The 14,572-nt window shown below is 58.9% G+C and carries 11 protein-coding genes; 10 read left to right on the top strand and 1 reads right to left on the bottom strand.

The annotated features are described in order from the left end of the window. Positions 1-19 precede the first annotated feature (19 nt). The 8 genes from dnaE (at position 20) to ispD (ending at position 11,459) form a co-directional block, all read left to right on the top strand. Positions 20-3,541, top strand: a complete 3,522-nt coding sequence (dnaE, locus tag AB4P91_RS26840) for a DNA polymerase III subunit alpha (RefSeq protein WP_150594521.1) — start codon at positions 20-22, stop codon at positions 3,539-3,541. A gap of 139 nt (positions 3,542-3,680) precedes the next feature. Then, complete coding sequence (locus AB4P91_RS26835; protein ID WP_042557889.1) at positions 3,681-4,628, top strand: acetyl-CoA carboxylase carboxyltransferase subunit alpha; 948 nt, start codon at positions 3,681-3,683, stop codon at positions 4,626-4,628. 145 nt (positions 4,629-4,773) lie between these two features. After that, entirely contained in the window at positions 4,774-6,102 is a 1,329-nt protein-coding gene (gene tilS, locus AB4P91_RS26830; RefSeq protein ID WP_150594520.1) for a tRNA lysidine(34) synthetase TilS, read from the top strand. A gap of 274 nt (positions 6,103-6,376) precedes the next feature. Beyond that, positions 6,377-8,008 carry a CTP synthase gene (locus AB4P91_RS26825; protein WP_150594519.1) on the top strand — a complete coding sequence of 544 codons (1,632 nt, stop codon included), beginning with the start codon at positions 6,377-6,379 and terminating at the stop codon, positions 8,006-8,008. Between the two features lie 5 nt (positions 8,009-8,013). Next, entirely contained in the window at positions 8,014-8,859 is an 846-nt protein-coding gene (kdsA, locus tag AB4P91_RS26820) for a 3-deoxy-8-phosphooctulonate synthase (protein WP_150594518.1), read from the top strand. 156 nt (positions 8,860-9,015) lie between these two features. Next, positions 9,016-10,305: a phosphopyruvate hydratase gene (eno, locus tag AB4P91_RS26815; RefSeq protein ID WP_042557893.1), complete on the top strand. Its 1,290-nt coding sequence runs from the start codon at positions 9,016-9,018 to the stop codon at positions 10,303-10,305. A 171-nt stretch (positions 10,306-10,476) separates the two neighbouring features. Further along, the gene (ftsB, locus tag AB4P91_RS26810; RefSeq protein ID WP_007908838.1) at positions 10,477-10,755 is read left to right on the top strand and encodes a cell division protein FtsB; all 279 of its coding nucleotides are present in this window, start codon (positions 10,477-10,479) and stop codon (positions 10,753-10,755) included. Further along, the gene (ispD, locus tag AB4P91_RS26805) at positions 10,752-11,459 is read left to right on the top strand and encodes a 2-C-methyl-D-erythritol 4-phosphate cytidylyltransferase (protein ID WP_395604038.1); all 708 of its coding nucleotides are present in this window, start codon (positions 10,752-10,754) and stop codon (positions 11,457-11,459) included. The genes ftsB and ispD overlap by 4 nt, the downstream gene beginning before the upstream one ends. A 33-nt stretch (positions 11,460-11,492) precedes the next feature. On the opposite strand, the gene AB4P91_RS26800 is transcribed toward ispD, so the two are convergent. Further along, a complete protein-coding gene (locus AB4P91_RS26800; protein WP_395604037.1) occupies positions 11,493-12,389 on the bottom strand; it encodes a LysR substrate-binding domain-containing protein in 897 nt (298 codons plus the stop codon). 116 nt (positions 12,390-12,505) lie between these two features. Between AB4P91_RS26800 and AB4P91_RS26795 the strand changes: the two genes are divergently transcribed. Further along, a complete protein-coding gene (locus tag AB4P91_RS26795) occupies positions 12,506-13,618 on the top strand; it encodes an S-(hydroxymethyl)glutathione dehydrogenase/class III alcohol dehydrogenase (RefSeq protein ID WP_042557895.1) in 1,113 nt (370 codons plus the stop codon). Between the two features lie 65 nt (positions 13,619-13,683). Further along, complete coding sequence (gene fghA, locus AB4P91_RS26790) at positions 13,684-14,529, top strand: S-formylglutathione hydrolase (RefSeq protein WP_150594514.1); 846 nt, start codon at positions 13,684-13,686, stop codon at positions 14,527-14,529. Positions 14,530-14,572: the final 43 nt, after the last annotated feature.

Genomic DNA, 14,572 nt, shown 5'->3' with positions numbered 1-14,572 from the left:
GTAACTGGACAGGATCACTATGCCGGCTTCATTCGTTCATCTACGCCTGCACACTGAATACTCCCTGGTCGACGGGCTGGTGCGGATCAAACCGCTGGTCAAAGCGCTGACCGCCATGAACATGCCGGCGGTTGCGGTCACTGATCAGAACAACATGTGTTCCCTGGTCAAATTCTACAAAAACACCATGGGCGCAGGCATCAAGCCGATCTGCGGCGCCGACCTGTGGCTGTCGAACAAGGACCCGGACGCGCCCCTGAGCCGGCTCAGCCTGCTGGTGATGAACGCCAAGGGCTATCGCAACCTCACCGAGTTGATCTCGCGCGGCTTCATCGAAGGCCAGCGCAACGGCATGATCATCATCGAGCGTGAGTGGGTTGCTGAGGCGAATGAAGGCCTGATCATGCTGTCCGCCGCCAAAGAGGGCGAGATCGGCATGGCGCTGATCAGTGGCAACCCGGCCGAAGCCGAGGCCCTGACGCGTGAGTGGATGTCGGTGTTCCCGGACCGCTTCTACCTGGAAATCCAGCGCACCAGTCGCCCTAACGATGAAGAGCAGTTGCACGGCGCCGTGGCCCTGGCCGACAAGCTCGGCGCGCCGCTCGTGGCGAGCAACGATGTGCGTTTCATCAAGCAGGAAGACTTCGCCGCCCACGAAACCCGGGTGTGCATCGGTGAGGGCCGTGCCCTCGACGATCCGCGGCGCTCGAAGAATTACAGCGATCAGCAATACCTCAAAAGCGCCGAGGAAATGGCCGAGCTGTTCAGCGACATTCCCGACGCAATCGAAAATACCGTCGAGATCGCCAAGCGTTGCAACATCGAAGTAAAACTGGGCACACACTTTTTGCCCAACTTCCCGATTCCCGATGGCATGACCATCGACGAGTATTTCCGCAAGGTGTCCTTCGATGGTCTGGAGGAACGGCTGGCGGTTTTGTTGCCAAAAGACACCACCGAGGATTACGACGCCAAGCGTCAGGTCTACGTCGACCGGTTGAATTTCGAGCTGGATATCATTATCCAGATGGGCTTTCCCGGTTACTTCTTGATCGTTATGGACTTTATCCAGTGGGCCAAGAGCAACGGTGTTCCGGTAGGCCCGGGCCGGGGATCGGGTGCCGGCTCGCTGGTGGCCTATGTGCAGAAGATCACCGACCTCGATCCGCTGGAATATGACCTGCTGTTCGAACGTTTCCTTAACCCGGAACGGGTTTCCATGCCCGACTTCGACGTCGACTTCTGCATGGACGGGCGTGACCGGGTCATCGACTACGTGGCCGAGAAATACGGCCGCAACGCGGTAAGCCAGATCATCACGTTCGGTTCCATGGCCGCCAAGGCTGTGGTGCGTGACGTGGCGCGGGTGCAGGGCAAGTCCTATGGCCTGGCGGATCGTCTGTCGAAGATGATTCCGTTCGAAGTCGGCATGACCCTGGAAAAAGCCTACGAACAGGAAGAGATCCTGCGCGACTTCATCAAGGTCGATGAAGAAGCCGCGGAAATCTGGGAGATGGCGCGCAAGCTCGAAGGCGTCGTGCGTAACGTCGGTAAACACGCCGGTGGTGTGGTAATCGCGCCGACCAAGCTGACTGACTTCTCGCCTATCTATTGCGACGAGGCCGGTGACGGTCTGGTGACCCAGTTCGACAAGGATGACGTTGAGGCTGCCGGCCTGGTGAAGTTCGACTTCCTCGGTCTGCGAACCCTGACGGTCATCGACTGGGCGCTGAAGACCATCAACCGCGACCGCGCCAAGGTCGATCAGCCGCCGCTGGACATTGCGTTCATCCCGCTGGACGACAAGCCGACCTATCAGCTACTGCAAAAAGCCGAAACCACGGCGGTGTTCCAGCTCGAGTCGCGCGGCATGAAGGAGCTGATCAAAAAGCTCAAGCCCGACTGCCTGGAAGACCTTATTGCACTGGTGGCCCTGTTCCGTCCGGGCCCGCTGCAGTCAGGCATGGTTGACGACTTCATCAACCGTAAGCACGGTCGCGCCGAACTCGCGTACCCGCACTCGGACTACCAGTACGAGGGCCTCAAGCCTGTATTGGCGCCGACTTACGGCATCATCCTGTATCAGGAACAGGTGATGCAGATTGCCCAGGTCATGGCCGGTTACACCCTTGGCGGTGCGGACATGCTGCGTCGGGCCATGGGTAAGAAAAAACCCGAAGAAATGGCCAAGCAGCGCGGCGGTTTCATTGAGGGTTGCAAGACCAACAATATCGACGCGGACCTGGCCGGTAACATTTTCGACCTGGTGGAAAAGTTCGCCGGTTACGGCTTCAACAAGTCTCACTCTGCCGCTTACGGCCTGGTGTCGTACCAGACCGCCTGGCTGAAGACGCATTACCCGGCGCCGTTCATGGCGGCGGTGCTGTCGGCGGATATGCACAACACCGACAAGGTCGTGACCTTGATCGAAGAAATTCGCACCATGAAGCTGCGTCTCGACGCGCCGGATGTGAATAATTCGGAGTTCAAGTTCACGGTGAACGACGACGGCCGCATCGTCTATGGCCTCGGCGCAATCAAAGGCGTCGGCGAAGGCCCGGTGGAAGCAATCACCGAGGCACGTCAGGCGGGGCCGTTCAAGGATCTGTTCGACTTCTGCGCCCGCGTCGACCTCAAACGCATCAACAAGCGCACCCTTGATGGTTTGATCCGCAGCGGTGCGCTGGATCGTCTCGGTCCGTATTTCCACGACGAACAGAAGGCATATCAGGCCAACATCGACCGCAACCGCGCCGTGCTGCTGGCGGCGATGGAAGAGGCTATCAAGTCAGCCGAACAGACCGCCCGTACCCGCGACAGTGGCCACGCCGATCTGTTTGGCGGGCTGTTCGTCGAGGAAGACGCCGATGTGTATGCGGTGCATCGCAAGGCCAAGGAGCTGACCCTCAAGGAACGTCTCAAGGGTGAAAAAGACACCTTGGGCCTTTACCTCACCGGTCACCCGATCGACGAATACGAAGGCGAAATTCGTCGTTTCGCCCGTCAGCGCATCATCGACCTGAAACCGGCGCGCGATACGCAAACCGTTGCCGGGATGATCATTGCCCTGCGGGTGATGAAGAACAAGAAGGGCGACAAGATGGGTTTCATCACCCTCGATGACCGCTCCGGGCGGATCGAGGCGTCGCTGTTTGCCGAGGCGTTTCACTCGGCGCAGTCGCTGCTGCAGACCGACGCGATGGTGGTGGTCGAAGGCGAGGTCAGTAACGACGACTTCTCCGGTGGCCTGCGCCTGCGGGTCAAGCGTGTGATGAGCATGGAAGATGCGCGCACCAATCTCGCAGAGAGCCTGCGCCTGAAGTTGCAGACGCAGCATCTGAAAGGCGATCAGCTACGCTGGTTGGGCGATCTGCTCAAGCGTCATCGCGGGGCGTGCCCGATCACCATGGAGTACACCAGCCCTGATGCGAAGACCTTGCTGCAGTTCGGCGAGACCTGGCGAATCGACCCGGCGGATGCCTTGATTCAAGCCCTGCGTGACCAGTTCGGGCGAGACAACGTCTTCCTCCAATACCGTTGACCGGCAGGTGCCATCATTGCACTTGCCCGCAACCTGAATTTTTAATCTCGACCTCAGCGCGCCTCTCCCTTAAGGTAGGGCGCGAATAGACAACCGGCCGGCCCAAGCTCATTTGGGACACGACCCAAGACGGACGCCTATGAACCCGAATTTTCTAGATTTCGAACAGCCGATCGCCGACCTGCAAGCCAAGATCGAAGAGTTGCGCTTGGTCGGTAATGACAATTCGCTGAATATCGGCGATGAGATCTCCCGCCTGCAGGACAAGAGCAAAACGCTGACCGAAGACATCTTCGGCAAGCTGACCAGCTGGCAGATCGCACGCCTGGCACGTCACCCGAAACGTCCGTACACCCTGGACTACATCGAGCACATCTTCACCGAGTTCGACGAACTGCACGGCGACCGTCATTTCTCCGACGACGCTGCAATCGTTGGCGGTATTGCCCGTCTGGACGACCAGCCAGTGATGATCATCGGTCACCAGAAGGGCCGCGAAGTACGCGAGAAGGTTCGCCGCAACTTCGGCATGCCGCGTCCGGAAGGCTACCGCAAGGCTTGCCGTCTGATGGAGATGGCCGAGCGTTTCAAAATGCCGATCCTGACCTTCATCGACACCCCGGGTGCCTACCCTGGCATCGACGCTGAAGAGCGCAACCAGAGCGAAGCGATCGCCTGGAACCTGCGTGTCATGTCGCGTCTGAAAACTCCGATCATCGCCACCGTCATCGGTGAAGGTGGTTCCGGCGGCGCATTGGCGATCGGCGTGTGCGATCAGTTGAACATGTTGCAGTACTCGACCTACGCGGTGATCTCGCCGGAAGGTTGCGCCTCGATTCTGTGGAAAACCGCCGAGAAAGCGCCGGATGCCGCCGAAGCGATGGGCATCACGGCCGAGCGTCTGAAAGGCCTGGGCATTGTCGACAAGGTTATCGGCGAGCCTCTGGGCGGCGCGCATCGTGACCCGGCAGCCGCTGCGGCGTCGATCCGTGCCGAGCTGAGCTCGCAACTGGCGATGCTGAAGAAGTTCGACAACGAAGCGCTGCTCAAGCGCCGTTATGATCGACTGATGAGCTACGGTCTCTAAGTCGACGCCGCTTTGGCCGATGATGGAAACCCTGTGGGAGCGAGCTTGCTCGCGAAAGCGTTGTAACAGTCGACGAATGTGTTGAATGTTAAACCGCCTTCGCGAGCAAGCTCGCTCCCACATTTGCTTTTGCGCAGGTACAAAAATGGGTCAGTCCACGAGTGATCTGCCATCCCGGCTACTGCTCAATCTTGCAGCCTGGCGCAATGCCAGGAGCTGGCGCGTCGCATTCTCCGGCGGCCTCGACTCAACTGTCCTGCTGCATCTGCTCGCCCACCTCGCAACCACCGAATCCCTGCCGACGCTAAGCGCCATCCACATCCATCACGGCCTTCAGGCTGCAGCAGATACGTGGCCGGAACATTGTCAGTCGGTTTGCGATGCGTTGGGTATTACGTTGCAAGTGGAGCGGGTGAAGGTGCAACCGGGCGCGAGTCTGGAGCGGGCGGCGCGGGATGCGCGTTATGCGGTGTTCGGTTCGGTCATCCAGTCCAACGACGTGTTGCTGACCGGTCAGCACCGCGACGATCAGGCAGAAACCCTGTTGTTTCGTCTGTTGCGCGGTGCCGGCGTGCGTGGGCTTTCGGCAATGCCGGCGCGACGTCCCGTGGGGCAGGGCACGTTGGTTCGGCCTTTGCTCGACGTCACTCGCGCCGAACTTGAAGCCTACGCGGCGGCGCACCAGTTGCAATGGATCGAAGACCCGTCAAACGAAGATCGGCAGTTTTCGCGCAATTACCTGCGTCATCAGATCGTGCCGCTGCTGACCGGGCGCTGGCCGCAAGCGCAAGCCAACATGGCCCGTAGCGCCGCGCATCTGCGTGAAGCGCAAGGCTTGCTGGATGAGCTGGCAGAGATCGATCTGGCGCACGCCAGAGCCTCTACTGATTTCGACTGGCTGGGCGTGCCGTCGCTGGAATTGGCACCGTTGGCGGCGTTGTCCGTGGCCCGTCAGCGAAATGCATTGAGCCATTGGCTCGAACCACTCACTCGCCTGCCGGATACTGACCACTGGTCGGGTTGGGCGGATGTGTGCGCAGCTGCCCACGATGCATCGCCGGTCTGGCGCCTGGCCGATGGCGAGTTGCACCGCAGCGTCGGTCGTCTCTGGTGGCTGAGCGGCGACTGGCTGCGTGCGCCAGTGATCGGCGGCGAGTGGCACACCCCGACATCACCGCTACGCTTGTCCGATAACGGGTGCGTCGTGTTCAGTGGTCAGACGCCTTGCGGGCCGTTGCGCATTGCTTACCGTCAGGGCGGCGAAGTGATGCATCTGGCCGATCGTGGCCATCGTGATCTCAAGCGGTTACTCAATGAACGCGCGGTGCCGGCCTTCGTGCGTGGCAGATTGCCGCTGCTGTTTCGCGGTGAAGAATTGCTCGCGGTGGCGAACCTGCCGGGCCTTGATGGCCATGCGCAGGATGGCTGGAAATTGCGTTGGCAGCCAACAGACGAAGATCTAGGTTTGAGATGAAAGGGTCATTCCGGTAGACTACGCTCCCTTCTTGATACAACTTCTGTGGATTCGCCTGAATTGCAGGAGTTGCCGATTACCAAGCAGTCTTTGCTGGGCGATTCCAAAAAATGTGTAGCGAGCAACGTACCGGTGTTTCATCTGCCGGTCTGTCCCAACGCGGCGGTTTTTTTGAAAGGTGCACTGTGATTAATGCAGGTGATCGGGGGCTTCGGCCTTCCTTCGCTTTCCCCGGCGGCTCGTACCGCTTTAACGCAGACTTCTAGGGTTTTTCATGACGCGCTACATATTCGTCACGGGCGGTGTTGTTTCTTCATTGGGGAAAGGCATTGCCTCGGCTTCATTGGCGGCTATCCTGGAGGCGCGGGGGCTTAAGGTCACCATGCTTAAGCTGGATCCGTACATCAACGTCGACCCGGGCACCATGAGCCCGTTCCAGCATGGTGAAGTGTTCGTCACCCACGACGGCGCCGAGACCGACCTGGACCTGGGCCACTACGAGCGGTTCATCCGCACGACCATGACCCAGAACAACAACTTCACCACCGGCCGTGTTTACGAACACGTGCTGCGCAAAGAGCGTCGTGGTGACTACCTGGGTGCAACCATCCAGGTGATTCCGCACATTACCGACGAAATCAAGCGCCGCATCATCAAGGGTGCAGGCGATGCCGACGTGGCGATGGTCGAAATCGGTGGCACCGTGGGTGACATCGAGTCGCAACCGTTCCTCGAAGCCATCCGTCAGCTGCGATTCGAAGTCGGCGCCAAGCGCGCGATGCTGATGCACCTGACGCTGGTGCCGTACATCGCCACCGCCGGCGAAACCAAAACCAAGCCAACCCAGCACTCGGTCAAGGAACTGCGTTCCATCGGCCTGCAGCCTGACGTGCTGGTTTGCCGCTCCGATCACCCGATCGACATCTCGTCGCGTCGCAAGATCGCGCAATTCACCAACGTTGAAGAGCGTGCGGTCATCGCACTGGAAGACGCCGACACCATCTACAAGATCCCGGGCATTCTGCATTCGCAGGGTCTGGACGATTTCGTCGTCGAGCGTTTCGGTCTGCAGTGCGGCGGTGCCGATCTGTCTGAGTGGGAAGCTGTGGTTGACGCCAAGCTCAACCCGGAACACGAAGTCACCATCGCCATGGTCGGCAAGTACATGGAGCTGCTGGACGCCTACAAATCGCTGATCGAAGCGATGAGCCATGCGGGCATCAGCAACCGTACCAAGGTCAACCTGCGTTACATCGATTCCGAAGACATCGAAAACCAGGGCACTGCGCTGCTTGAAGGCGTCGACGCCATCCTCGTACCGGGCGGCTTCGGTCTGCGCGGCGTGGAAGGCAAGATCACTGCCGTTCAGTACGCTCGCGAAAACAAGGTTCCGTACCTGGGTATCTGCCTGGGCATGCAAGTGGCGGTCATCGAGTTCGCTCGTAACGTCATGGGCTGGAAAGACGCCAACTCCACCGAGTTCGATCGCGCCAGCGGCCACCCGGTTGTCGGCCTGATCACCGAGTGGGAAGACGCCACCGGTGCCGTGGAAGTGCGTACTGAAACCTCCGATCTGGGCGGCACCATGCGCCTCGGCGCTCAGGAATGCCTGCTCGAAACCGGCTCCAAAGTGCACGACTGCTATGGCAAAGACGTGATCGTCGAGCGTCACCGTCACCGTTACGAAGTGAACAACAACCTGCTGCCGCAAATCATCGAGGCCGGCCTGAAGATTTCCGGTCGCTCCGCCGATGCAGCCCTGGTGGAAGTGGTTGAAGCACCGGATCATCCATGGTTCGTCGCCTGCCAGTTCCACCCTGAGTTCACCTCGACACCACGTGATGGCCATCCGCTGTTCAGCGGCTTCGTCAAAGCAGCGTTGGCTCAACACCAGAAGAAGGCGTAACCCCGATGGCACAGAAGATCATCCGCGTCGGCGACATCGAGATTGCCAACGACAAACCCATGGTGCTGTTCGGCGGCATGAACGTGCTGGAAAGCCGTGACATGGCCATGCAGGTTTGCGAAGAGTATGTGAAGGTCACTGAAAAACTCGGTATCCCTTACGTGTTCAAGGCCAGTTTCGACAAGGCCAACCGTTCTTCTGTGACCTCGTATCGCGGTCCTGGCCTGGAAGAGGGCATGCGCATCTTCCAGGACATCAAGCAGGCTTTTGGCGTGCCGATCATCACCGACGTCCACGAGCCTGAACAGGCTGCGGTCGTCGCCGAGATCTGCGACATCATCCAGTTGCCGGCCTTCCTGTCGCGCCAGACCGATCTGGTCGTGGCGATGGCCAAGACCAACGCGATCATCAACATCAAGAAAGCCCAGTTCCTCGCCCCTCAGGAAATGAAACACATCCTGAACAAGTGCGTTGAAGCGGGTAATGATCAACTGATCCTCTGCGAGCGTGGTTCGAGCTTCGGCTATAACAACCTCGTGGTCGACATGCTCGGCTTCGGCATCATGAAGCAGTTCGAGTACCCGGTATTCTTCGACGTGACCCATTCGCTGCAAATGCCTGGCGGGCGTTCCGACTCCGCCGGCGGTCGCCGTGCGCAGGTCCTGGACCTCGCCAAGGCTGGCATGAGCCAAGGTCTGGCAGGTCTGTTCCTCGAAGCTCACCCGGATCCGGACAACGCCAAATGCGACGGCCCTTGCGCCTTGCGTCTGGACAAACTGGAGCCATTCCTGGCCCAGCTCAAAGCCCTGGACGAACTGGTTAAGAGTTTTCCGACGGTAGAAACCGCGTAAACCTCAATTCTCCGGTAAAGTACCGCACGATTTGTCGCTCATGCCCTCGGGCATGAGCGTTATCGTCTGCAAATCTGCCCGCTGCACCCCCTTGCCGACGGTAAAAAGATTTCCTCTAGCTGCGTCGTTTTCGTCAACTTTGGAGTGTTTACAACAATGGCAAAAATCGTCGACATCAAAGGTCGTGAAGTTCTCGACTCCCGTGGCAATCCCACCGTGGAAGCGGACGTGCTTCTCGACAACGGCATCATCGGCAGCGCATGCGCGCCGTCCGGTGCATCCACTGGCTCGCGTGAAGCGCTCGAGCTGCGTGATGGCGACAAGAGCCGTTACCTGGGCAAGGGCGTGCTTAAAGCGGTAGCCAACATCAACGGTCCGATCCGCGACCTGCTGCTGGGCACCGACCCAAGCGATCAGAAAGCCCTCGATCACGCGATGATCAAGCTCGACGGTACCGAAAACAAAGCGACCCTGGGCGCCAACGCCATTCTCGCCGTGTCCCTGGCGGCGGCCAAGGCTGCTGCACAGGATCAGGACCTGCCGCTGTACGCTCACATCGCCAACCTGAACGGCACCCCGGGTGTGTACTCGATGCCGGTTCCGATGATGAACATCATCAACGGTGGCGAGCACGCCGATAACAACGTCGACATCCAGGAATTCATGGTTCAGCCGGTTGGCGCCAAGTCTTTCTCGGAAGGTCTGCGCATGGGCACCGAGATTTTCCATCACCTCAAAGCTGTGCTGAAGGCTCGTGGCCTGAGCACTGCTGTCGGCGACGAAGGTGGTTTCGCGCCTAACCTGGCTTCCAACGAAGACGCGCTGAAAGTGATTTCCGAAGCCGTGGCCAACGCCGGTTACAAGCTGGGCACCGACGTGACTCTGGCCTTGGACTGCGCAGCCAGCGAATTCTACGAAGACGGCAAGTACAACCTGTCCGGCGAAGGCCAGGTGTTCACGGCTGAAGGTTTCGCCGACTACCTCAAAGGTCTGACCGAGCGTTACCCGATCATCTCCATCGAAGACGGTCTGGACGAGTCCGACTGGGCGGGCTGGAAAATTCTCACCGACAAAATCGGCGAGAAAGTGCAGCTGGTGGGCGACGATCTGTTCGTGACCAACACCAAGATCCTGAAAGAAGGCATCGATAAAAAGATCGCCAACTCGATCCTGATCAAGTTCAACCAGATCGGCACCCTGACCGAAACCCTGGAAGCCATCCAGATGGCCAAGGCTGCCGGTTACACCGCAGTGATCTCGCACCGTTCCGGCGAAACCGAAGATTCGACCATTGCTGACCTGGCGGTGGGCACCTCGGCTGGCCAGATCAAGACCGGTTCGCTGTGCCGTTCCGACCGCGTTTCCAAGTACAACCAACTGCTGCGTATCGAAGAGCAGTTGAATGGCAAAGCCAAGTACAACGGTCGTAGCGAGTTCCGCGGTTAAGCTGAAACTGATAAAAGGACACCGGATTGTGTCGAAAAAGTCGTGACAGCGATGGATTTGCCACTAATCTGATGCCTTAACAGCACAAGCCTGGATTTTCCAGGCTTCGTGCTATCAGACGCTGCAAAGTTTTGGCGTGGCTGTCTTTTTTCACTGGATACCTGATATTCGATGCGCAGTCCTTACTGGTTGTTTCTCGTTTTGCTCCTGCTGCTGGCCGGTCTGCAGTACCGCCTGTGGGTGGGCAATGGCAGTCTGGCGCAAGTCGCCGAGCTGAATCAGCAGATTGCTGATCAACATGCCGAGAACGAAGGTTTGCTGGAGCGCAACCGGGTGATGGACGCTGAGGTCAGCGAGTTGAAGAAAGGCATGGAGACCGTCGAAGAGCGGGCTCGTCACGAGTTGGGCATGGTCAAGGACGGCGAAACCCTTTACCAGTTGGCTCAATGATCAATTCCCTGCCGGCCTTCTGGGCCGTGATTCCTGCCGCGGGCGTCGGTGCCCGAATGGCCGCGGACCGTCCCAAGCAATATCTGCAACTGGGCGGGCGCACAATTCTCGAACACAGCCTCGGCTGTTTCCTCGATCACCCGAGCCTCAAGGGTTTGGTGATCAGTGTTGCTGTTGATGATCCTTATTGGCCAAGCCTGGCATGCGTCAACAATCCGCGTATTCAACGCGTTGACGGCGGTGCCGAGCGTTCCGGTTCGGTGCTCAATGCCTTGCTGCATCTGCACGCGCAAGGTGCGGACGATGAGGACTGGGTGCTGGTGCACGATGCGGCTCGGCCCAATCTGAGTCGCGATGATCTCGACAAATTACTCGCTGAACTGGCGGATGACCCGGTGGGTGGTTTGCTGGCGGTTCCCGCGCGCGACACCCTGAAGCGGATCGACAAGCACGGTCGTGTGGTTGAAACCGTTGACCGCAGCGTAATCTGGCAGGCTTACACGCCGCAGATGTTCCGCCTCGGTGCACTGCATCGCGCATTGGCGGACAGCCTGGTAGCGGATGCGGTGATTACCGATGAGGCTTCAGCGATGGAGTGGGCGGGTCAGGCGCCCCGTCTGATCGAAGGGCGTGCGGATAACCTCAAGGTGACCCGGCCTGAAGATCTGGAGTGGTTGCGTCAGCGTTGGGCCAACCGCCGCTAAAAGATCGCTGCCGCAGGCTGCGATTTTTTGATCTTAGTTTCGATACTCCGGCCGCTCGGCCAACCCCTCCTTAAGAAAATCCACCAACTTGCGTACCTTTGGCGACAAATGTCGCTGCTGCGGATACAGCGCCCACACCGCGGTATTCGGCGGCTGATGCGCCTCCAGCAACGAAATCAACGCGCCACTGTGCAAGTGCTCCAGCACGTAATAGTCCGGCAACTGACACAACCCGACCCCTTGCAAAGCAGCATCCAGCACCGCTTGCCCACTGTTGCAACGCCAGTTTCCCTGCACTCGCTGGGAAAATTCCCGCCCGTTTTGCTCAAGCTGCCAGATGTCCGTGCTGCCAATCAGACAATTGTGTCGACTGAGTTCCGACAAGCTGTGTGGGCGGCCGTACCGTTCCACGTAGGAAGGTGACGCGCACAGATACATACGCCGTGGCGCCAGGCGCGTCGCGACCAGTCGTGAATCCTGCAATCGTCCCAAGCGAATCGCCAGATCCAGCCCCTCGTGCACCAGATCGAGTTGCCGATTGCTCAGCTCTATATCGATGCGCAGTTGCGGGTAGAGCCCCATAAACCGGGTCACCAGCGGCACGATAAATCGCTCGCCATAGGCTACAGCGCAGGTCATGCGCAGCATGCCTTTGGGTTCGCTGGTCAGATCGCCCACCGCGCGCAGGGCTTCTTCGCGTCCGTCCTGCAGGCGTTGGCAGTGTTGCAGGAAGGTCTGCCCGGCTTCGGTCAGCGTCACCCTGCGGGTACTGCGATACAGCAGGCGTGTCTGCAAACGCTCTTCCAGTCGTACGATTTGTCGACTGATGTGCGAGGAAGAAACCCCAAGACGTTCAGCCGCGGCGGTGAATTGGCTGCATTCAGCCACGGCGACAAACTCGTCAATGCCTTCCCAACGGTTTTCGGACATCGGGATTATCCCTGTATGGCAATAATGTTTTGCTTTCGGCCTGATTATTCATCGTCAGGCCATGTATTACACTCCTTGTCTGCTTTTTTATTTAATGGATTCATTGGAGAGTCAGCATGATCAAGTCGCGCGCCGCCGTTGCCTTCGAGGCCAAGAAGCCGCTGGAAATCGTAGAAGTTGATGTCGCCATGCCCAAGGCCGGTGAAGTGCTGCTGCGAGTTGTCGCTTCCGGTGTTTGCCATACCGACGCCTACACCTTGTCCGGCGCTGACCCGGAAGGGATCTTCCCTTCGATCCTCGGCCACGAAGGCGGCGCCATCGTTGAGGCGATTGGCGAAGGCGTGACTTCGGTTGCAGTAGGCGATCACGTTATCCCGCTCTACACCCCAGAGTGCGGCCAGTGCAAATTCTGTAAGTCGGGCAAGACCAACCTGTGTCAGGCCATTCGTGCGACCCAGGGCAAAGGCTTGATGCCGGATGGCACTTCGCGTTTTTCCTACAAGGGCGAAACGATTTTCCACTACATGGGTACTTCGACCTTCTCGGAATACACCGTGTTGCCGGAAATCTCCGTGGCCAAAATCGCTAAAGACGCACCGCTGGAAAAGGTCTGCCTGCTCGGTTGCGGCGTCACCACCGGTATCGGTGCCGTGCTCAACACCGCCAAGGTTAAACCGGGCGACACCGTGGCCATTTTCGGTTTGGGCGGCATCGGTCTGTCGGCAGTCATCGGTGCGGTGAAGGCCAAGGCCGCGCGCATCATCGCCATCGACATCAACCCGGCCAAGTTTGAAATCGCCAAGCAACTGGGGGCAACCGACTGCGTAAACCCGAAAGATTTCGACCGTCCGATTCAGGAAGTCATCGTCGACATGACCGATGGCGGCGTCGACTTTTCCTTCGAGTGCATCGGCAACGTACAACTGATGCGCGCGGCCCTCGAGTGCTGCCACAAAGGCTGGGGCGAATCGGTCATCATCGGCGTTGCCGGTGCCGGTCAGGAAATCGCTACCCGTCCGTTCCAGTTGGTCACCGGTCGCGTCTGGCGCGGTTCGGCATTCGGTGGCGTACGTGGCCGCAGCGAATTGCCAAGCTACGTCGACATGGCCCAGAGCGGTGAAATCCCGCTGGATACCTTCATCACCCACACCATGGGCCTGGAGGATATCAACAAGGCGTTCGACCTGATGCACGAAGGCAAGAGCATCCGTACCGTCATCCATTTCTGATCAATCGTGATGTCATGGCTACGAGTCTTGAAGGCTTGTGGTCGTGACTGCGTAGGAGTCTTTACATGAACCTGGAAAATATCTCCTGTCAGAAGAGTTTTGGCGGTTGGCACAAGCGCTATCGTCACCGTTCCGACGTGCTGGGCTGCGACATGGTGTTTGCCGTGTACCTTCCGCCGCAGGCGGAGCAGGGCGGCAAGCTGCCGGTGTTGTACTGGCTGTCGGGGCTGACCTGTACCGACGAGAACTTCATGCACAAGGCCGGCGCGTTGCGCATGGCTGCTGAACTCGGTCTGATCATCGTCGCACCGGACACCAGCCCGCGCGGTCCCGATGTCCCGGGCGATCCGGATGGCGCGTGGGACTTTGGTCTTGGTGCCGGATTTTATCTGAATGCCACGCAGGAACCTTGGTCGCGGCACTATCGGATGCATGACTATGTCGTGCAGGAATTGCCTTCACTGGTTGAAGCGCATTTCCCGGCCTCGGATAAACGCAGCATCAGCGGCCACTCCATGGGTGGCCACGGTGCGTTGGTGTGTGCCTTGCGCAATCCGGGGCGTTATCAATCGGTCTCGGCCTTTTCGCCCATCAACAACCCGATGGATTGCCCGTGGGGGCAGAAGGCATTTTCTCGTTATCTGGGTGAAGATCGTTCGAAGTGGAAAGAGTGGGATGCCTGCGCGCTGATCGCCGAGGCTGACGAGAAGCTCCCGCTGCTGGTCGATCAGGGTGATCGCGATGATTTCCTCGCGACTCAGCTCAAACCCGAAGCCCTGCAACAAGCGGCCAAACAAGCGGGTCATCCGCTGACGCTGCGCTTGCAACCGGGCTACGACCACAGCTATTTCTTCATCTCAAGCTTTATAGATGACCACTTGCAGCATCACGCACAAGCCCTTCGGGGCTAATGCAGGTAGAATCACGCCCTGACAAAAATCGGGGCGTTTTTTT

The organism is Pseudomonas sp. B21128 (assembly GCF_044218865.1).
Classification (GTDB): domain Bacteria; phylum Pseudomonadota; class Gammaproteobacteria; order Pseudomonadales; family Pseudomonadaceae; genus Aquipseudomonas; species Aquipseudomonas iridis.
This window is presented reverse-complemented; position numbering and strand designations above follow the sequence as displayed.

Coding starts and splice junctions, on each gene's coding strand:
- AB4P91_RS26800 (WP_395604037.1), bottom strand. CDS start 12,389: ATGTCCGAAAACCGTTGGGAAGGCATTGACGAGTTTGTCGCCGTGGCT.
- dnaE (WP_150594521.1), top strand. CDS start 20: ATGCCGGCTTCATTCGTTCATCTACGCCTGCACACTGAATACTCCCTG.
- eno (WP_042557893.1), top strand. CDS start 9,016: ATGGCAAAAATCGTCGACATCAAAGGTCGTGAAGTTCTCGACTCCCGT.
- ispD (WP_395604038.1), top strand. CDS start 10,752: ATGATCAATTCCCTGCCGGCCTTCTGGGCCGTGATTCCTGCCGCGGGC.
- AB4P91_RS26795 (WP_042557895.1), top strand. CDS start 12,506: ATGATCAAGTCGCGCGCCGCCGTTGCCTTCGAGGCCAAGAAGCCGCTG.
- ftsB (WP_007908838.1), top strand. CDS start 10,477: ATGCGCAGTCCTTACTGGTTGTTTCTCGTTTTGCTCCTGCTGCTGGCC.
- AB4P91_RS26825 (WP_150594519.1), top strand. CDS start 6,377: ATGACGCGCTACATATTCGTCACGGGCGGTGTTGTTTCTTCATTGGGG.
- kdsA (WP_150594518.1), top strand. CDS start 8,014: ATGGCACAGAAGATCATCCGCGTCGGCGACATCGAGATTGCCAACGAC.
- AB4P91_RS26835 (WP_042557889.1), top strand. CDS start 3,681: ATGAACCCGAATTTTCTAGATTTCGAACAGCCGATCGCCGACCTGCAA.
- tilS (WP_150594520.1), top strand. CDS start 4,774: ATGGGTCAGTCCACGAGTGATCTGCCATCCCGGCTACTGCTCAATCTT.
- fghA (WP_150594514.1), top strand. CDS start 13,684: ATGAACCTGGAAAATATCTCCTGTCAGAAGAGTTTTGGCGGTTGGCAC.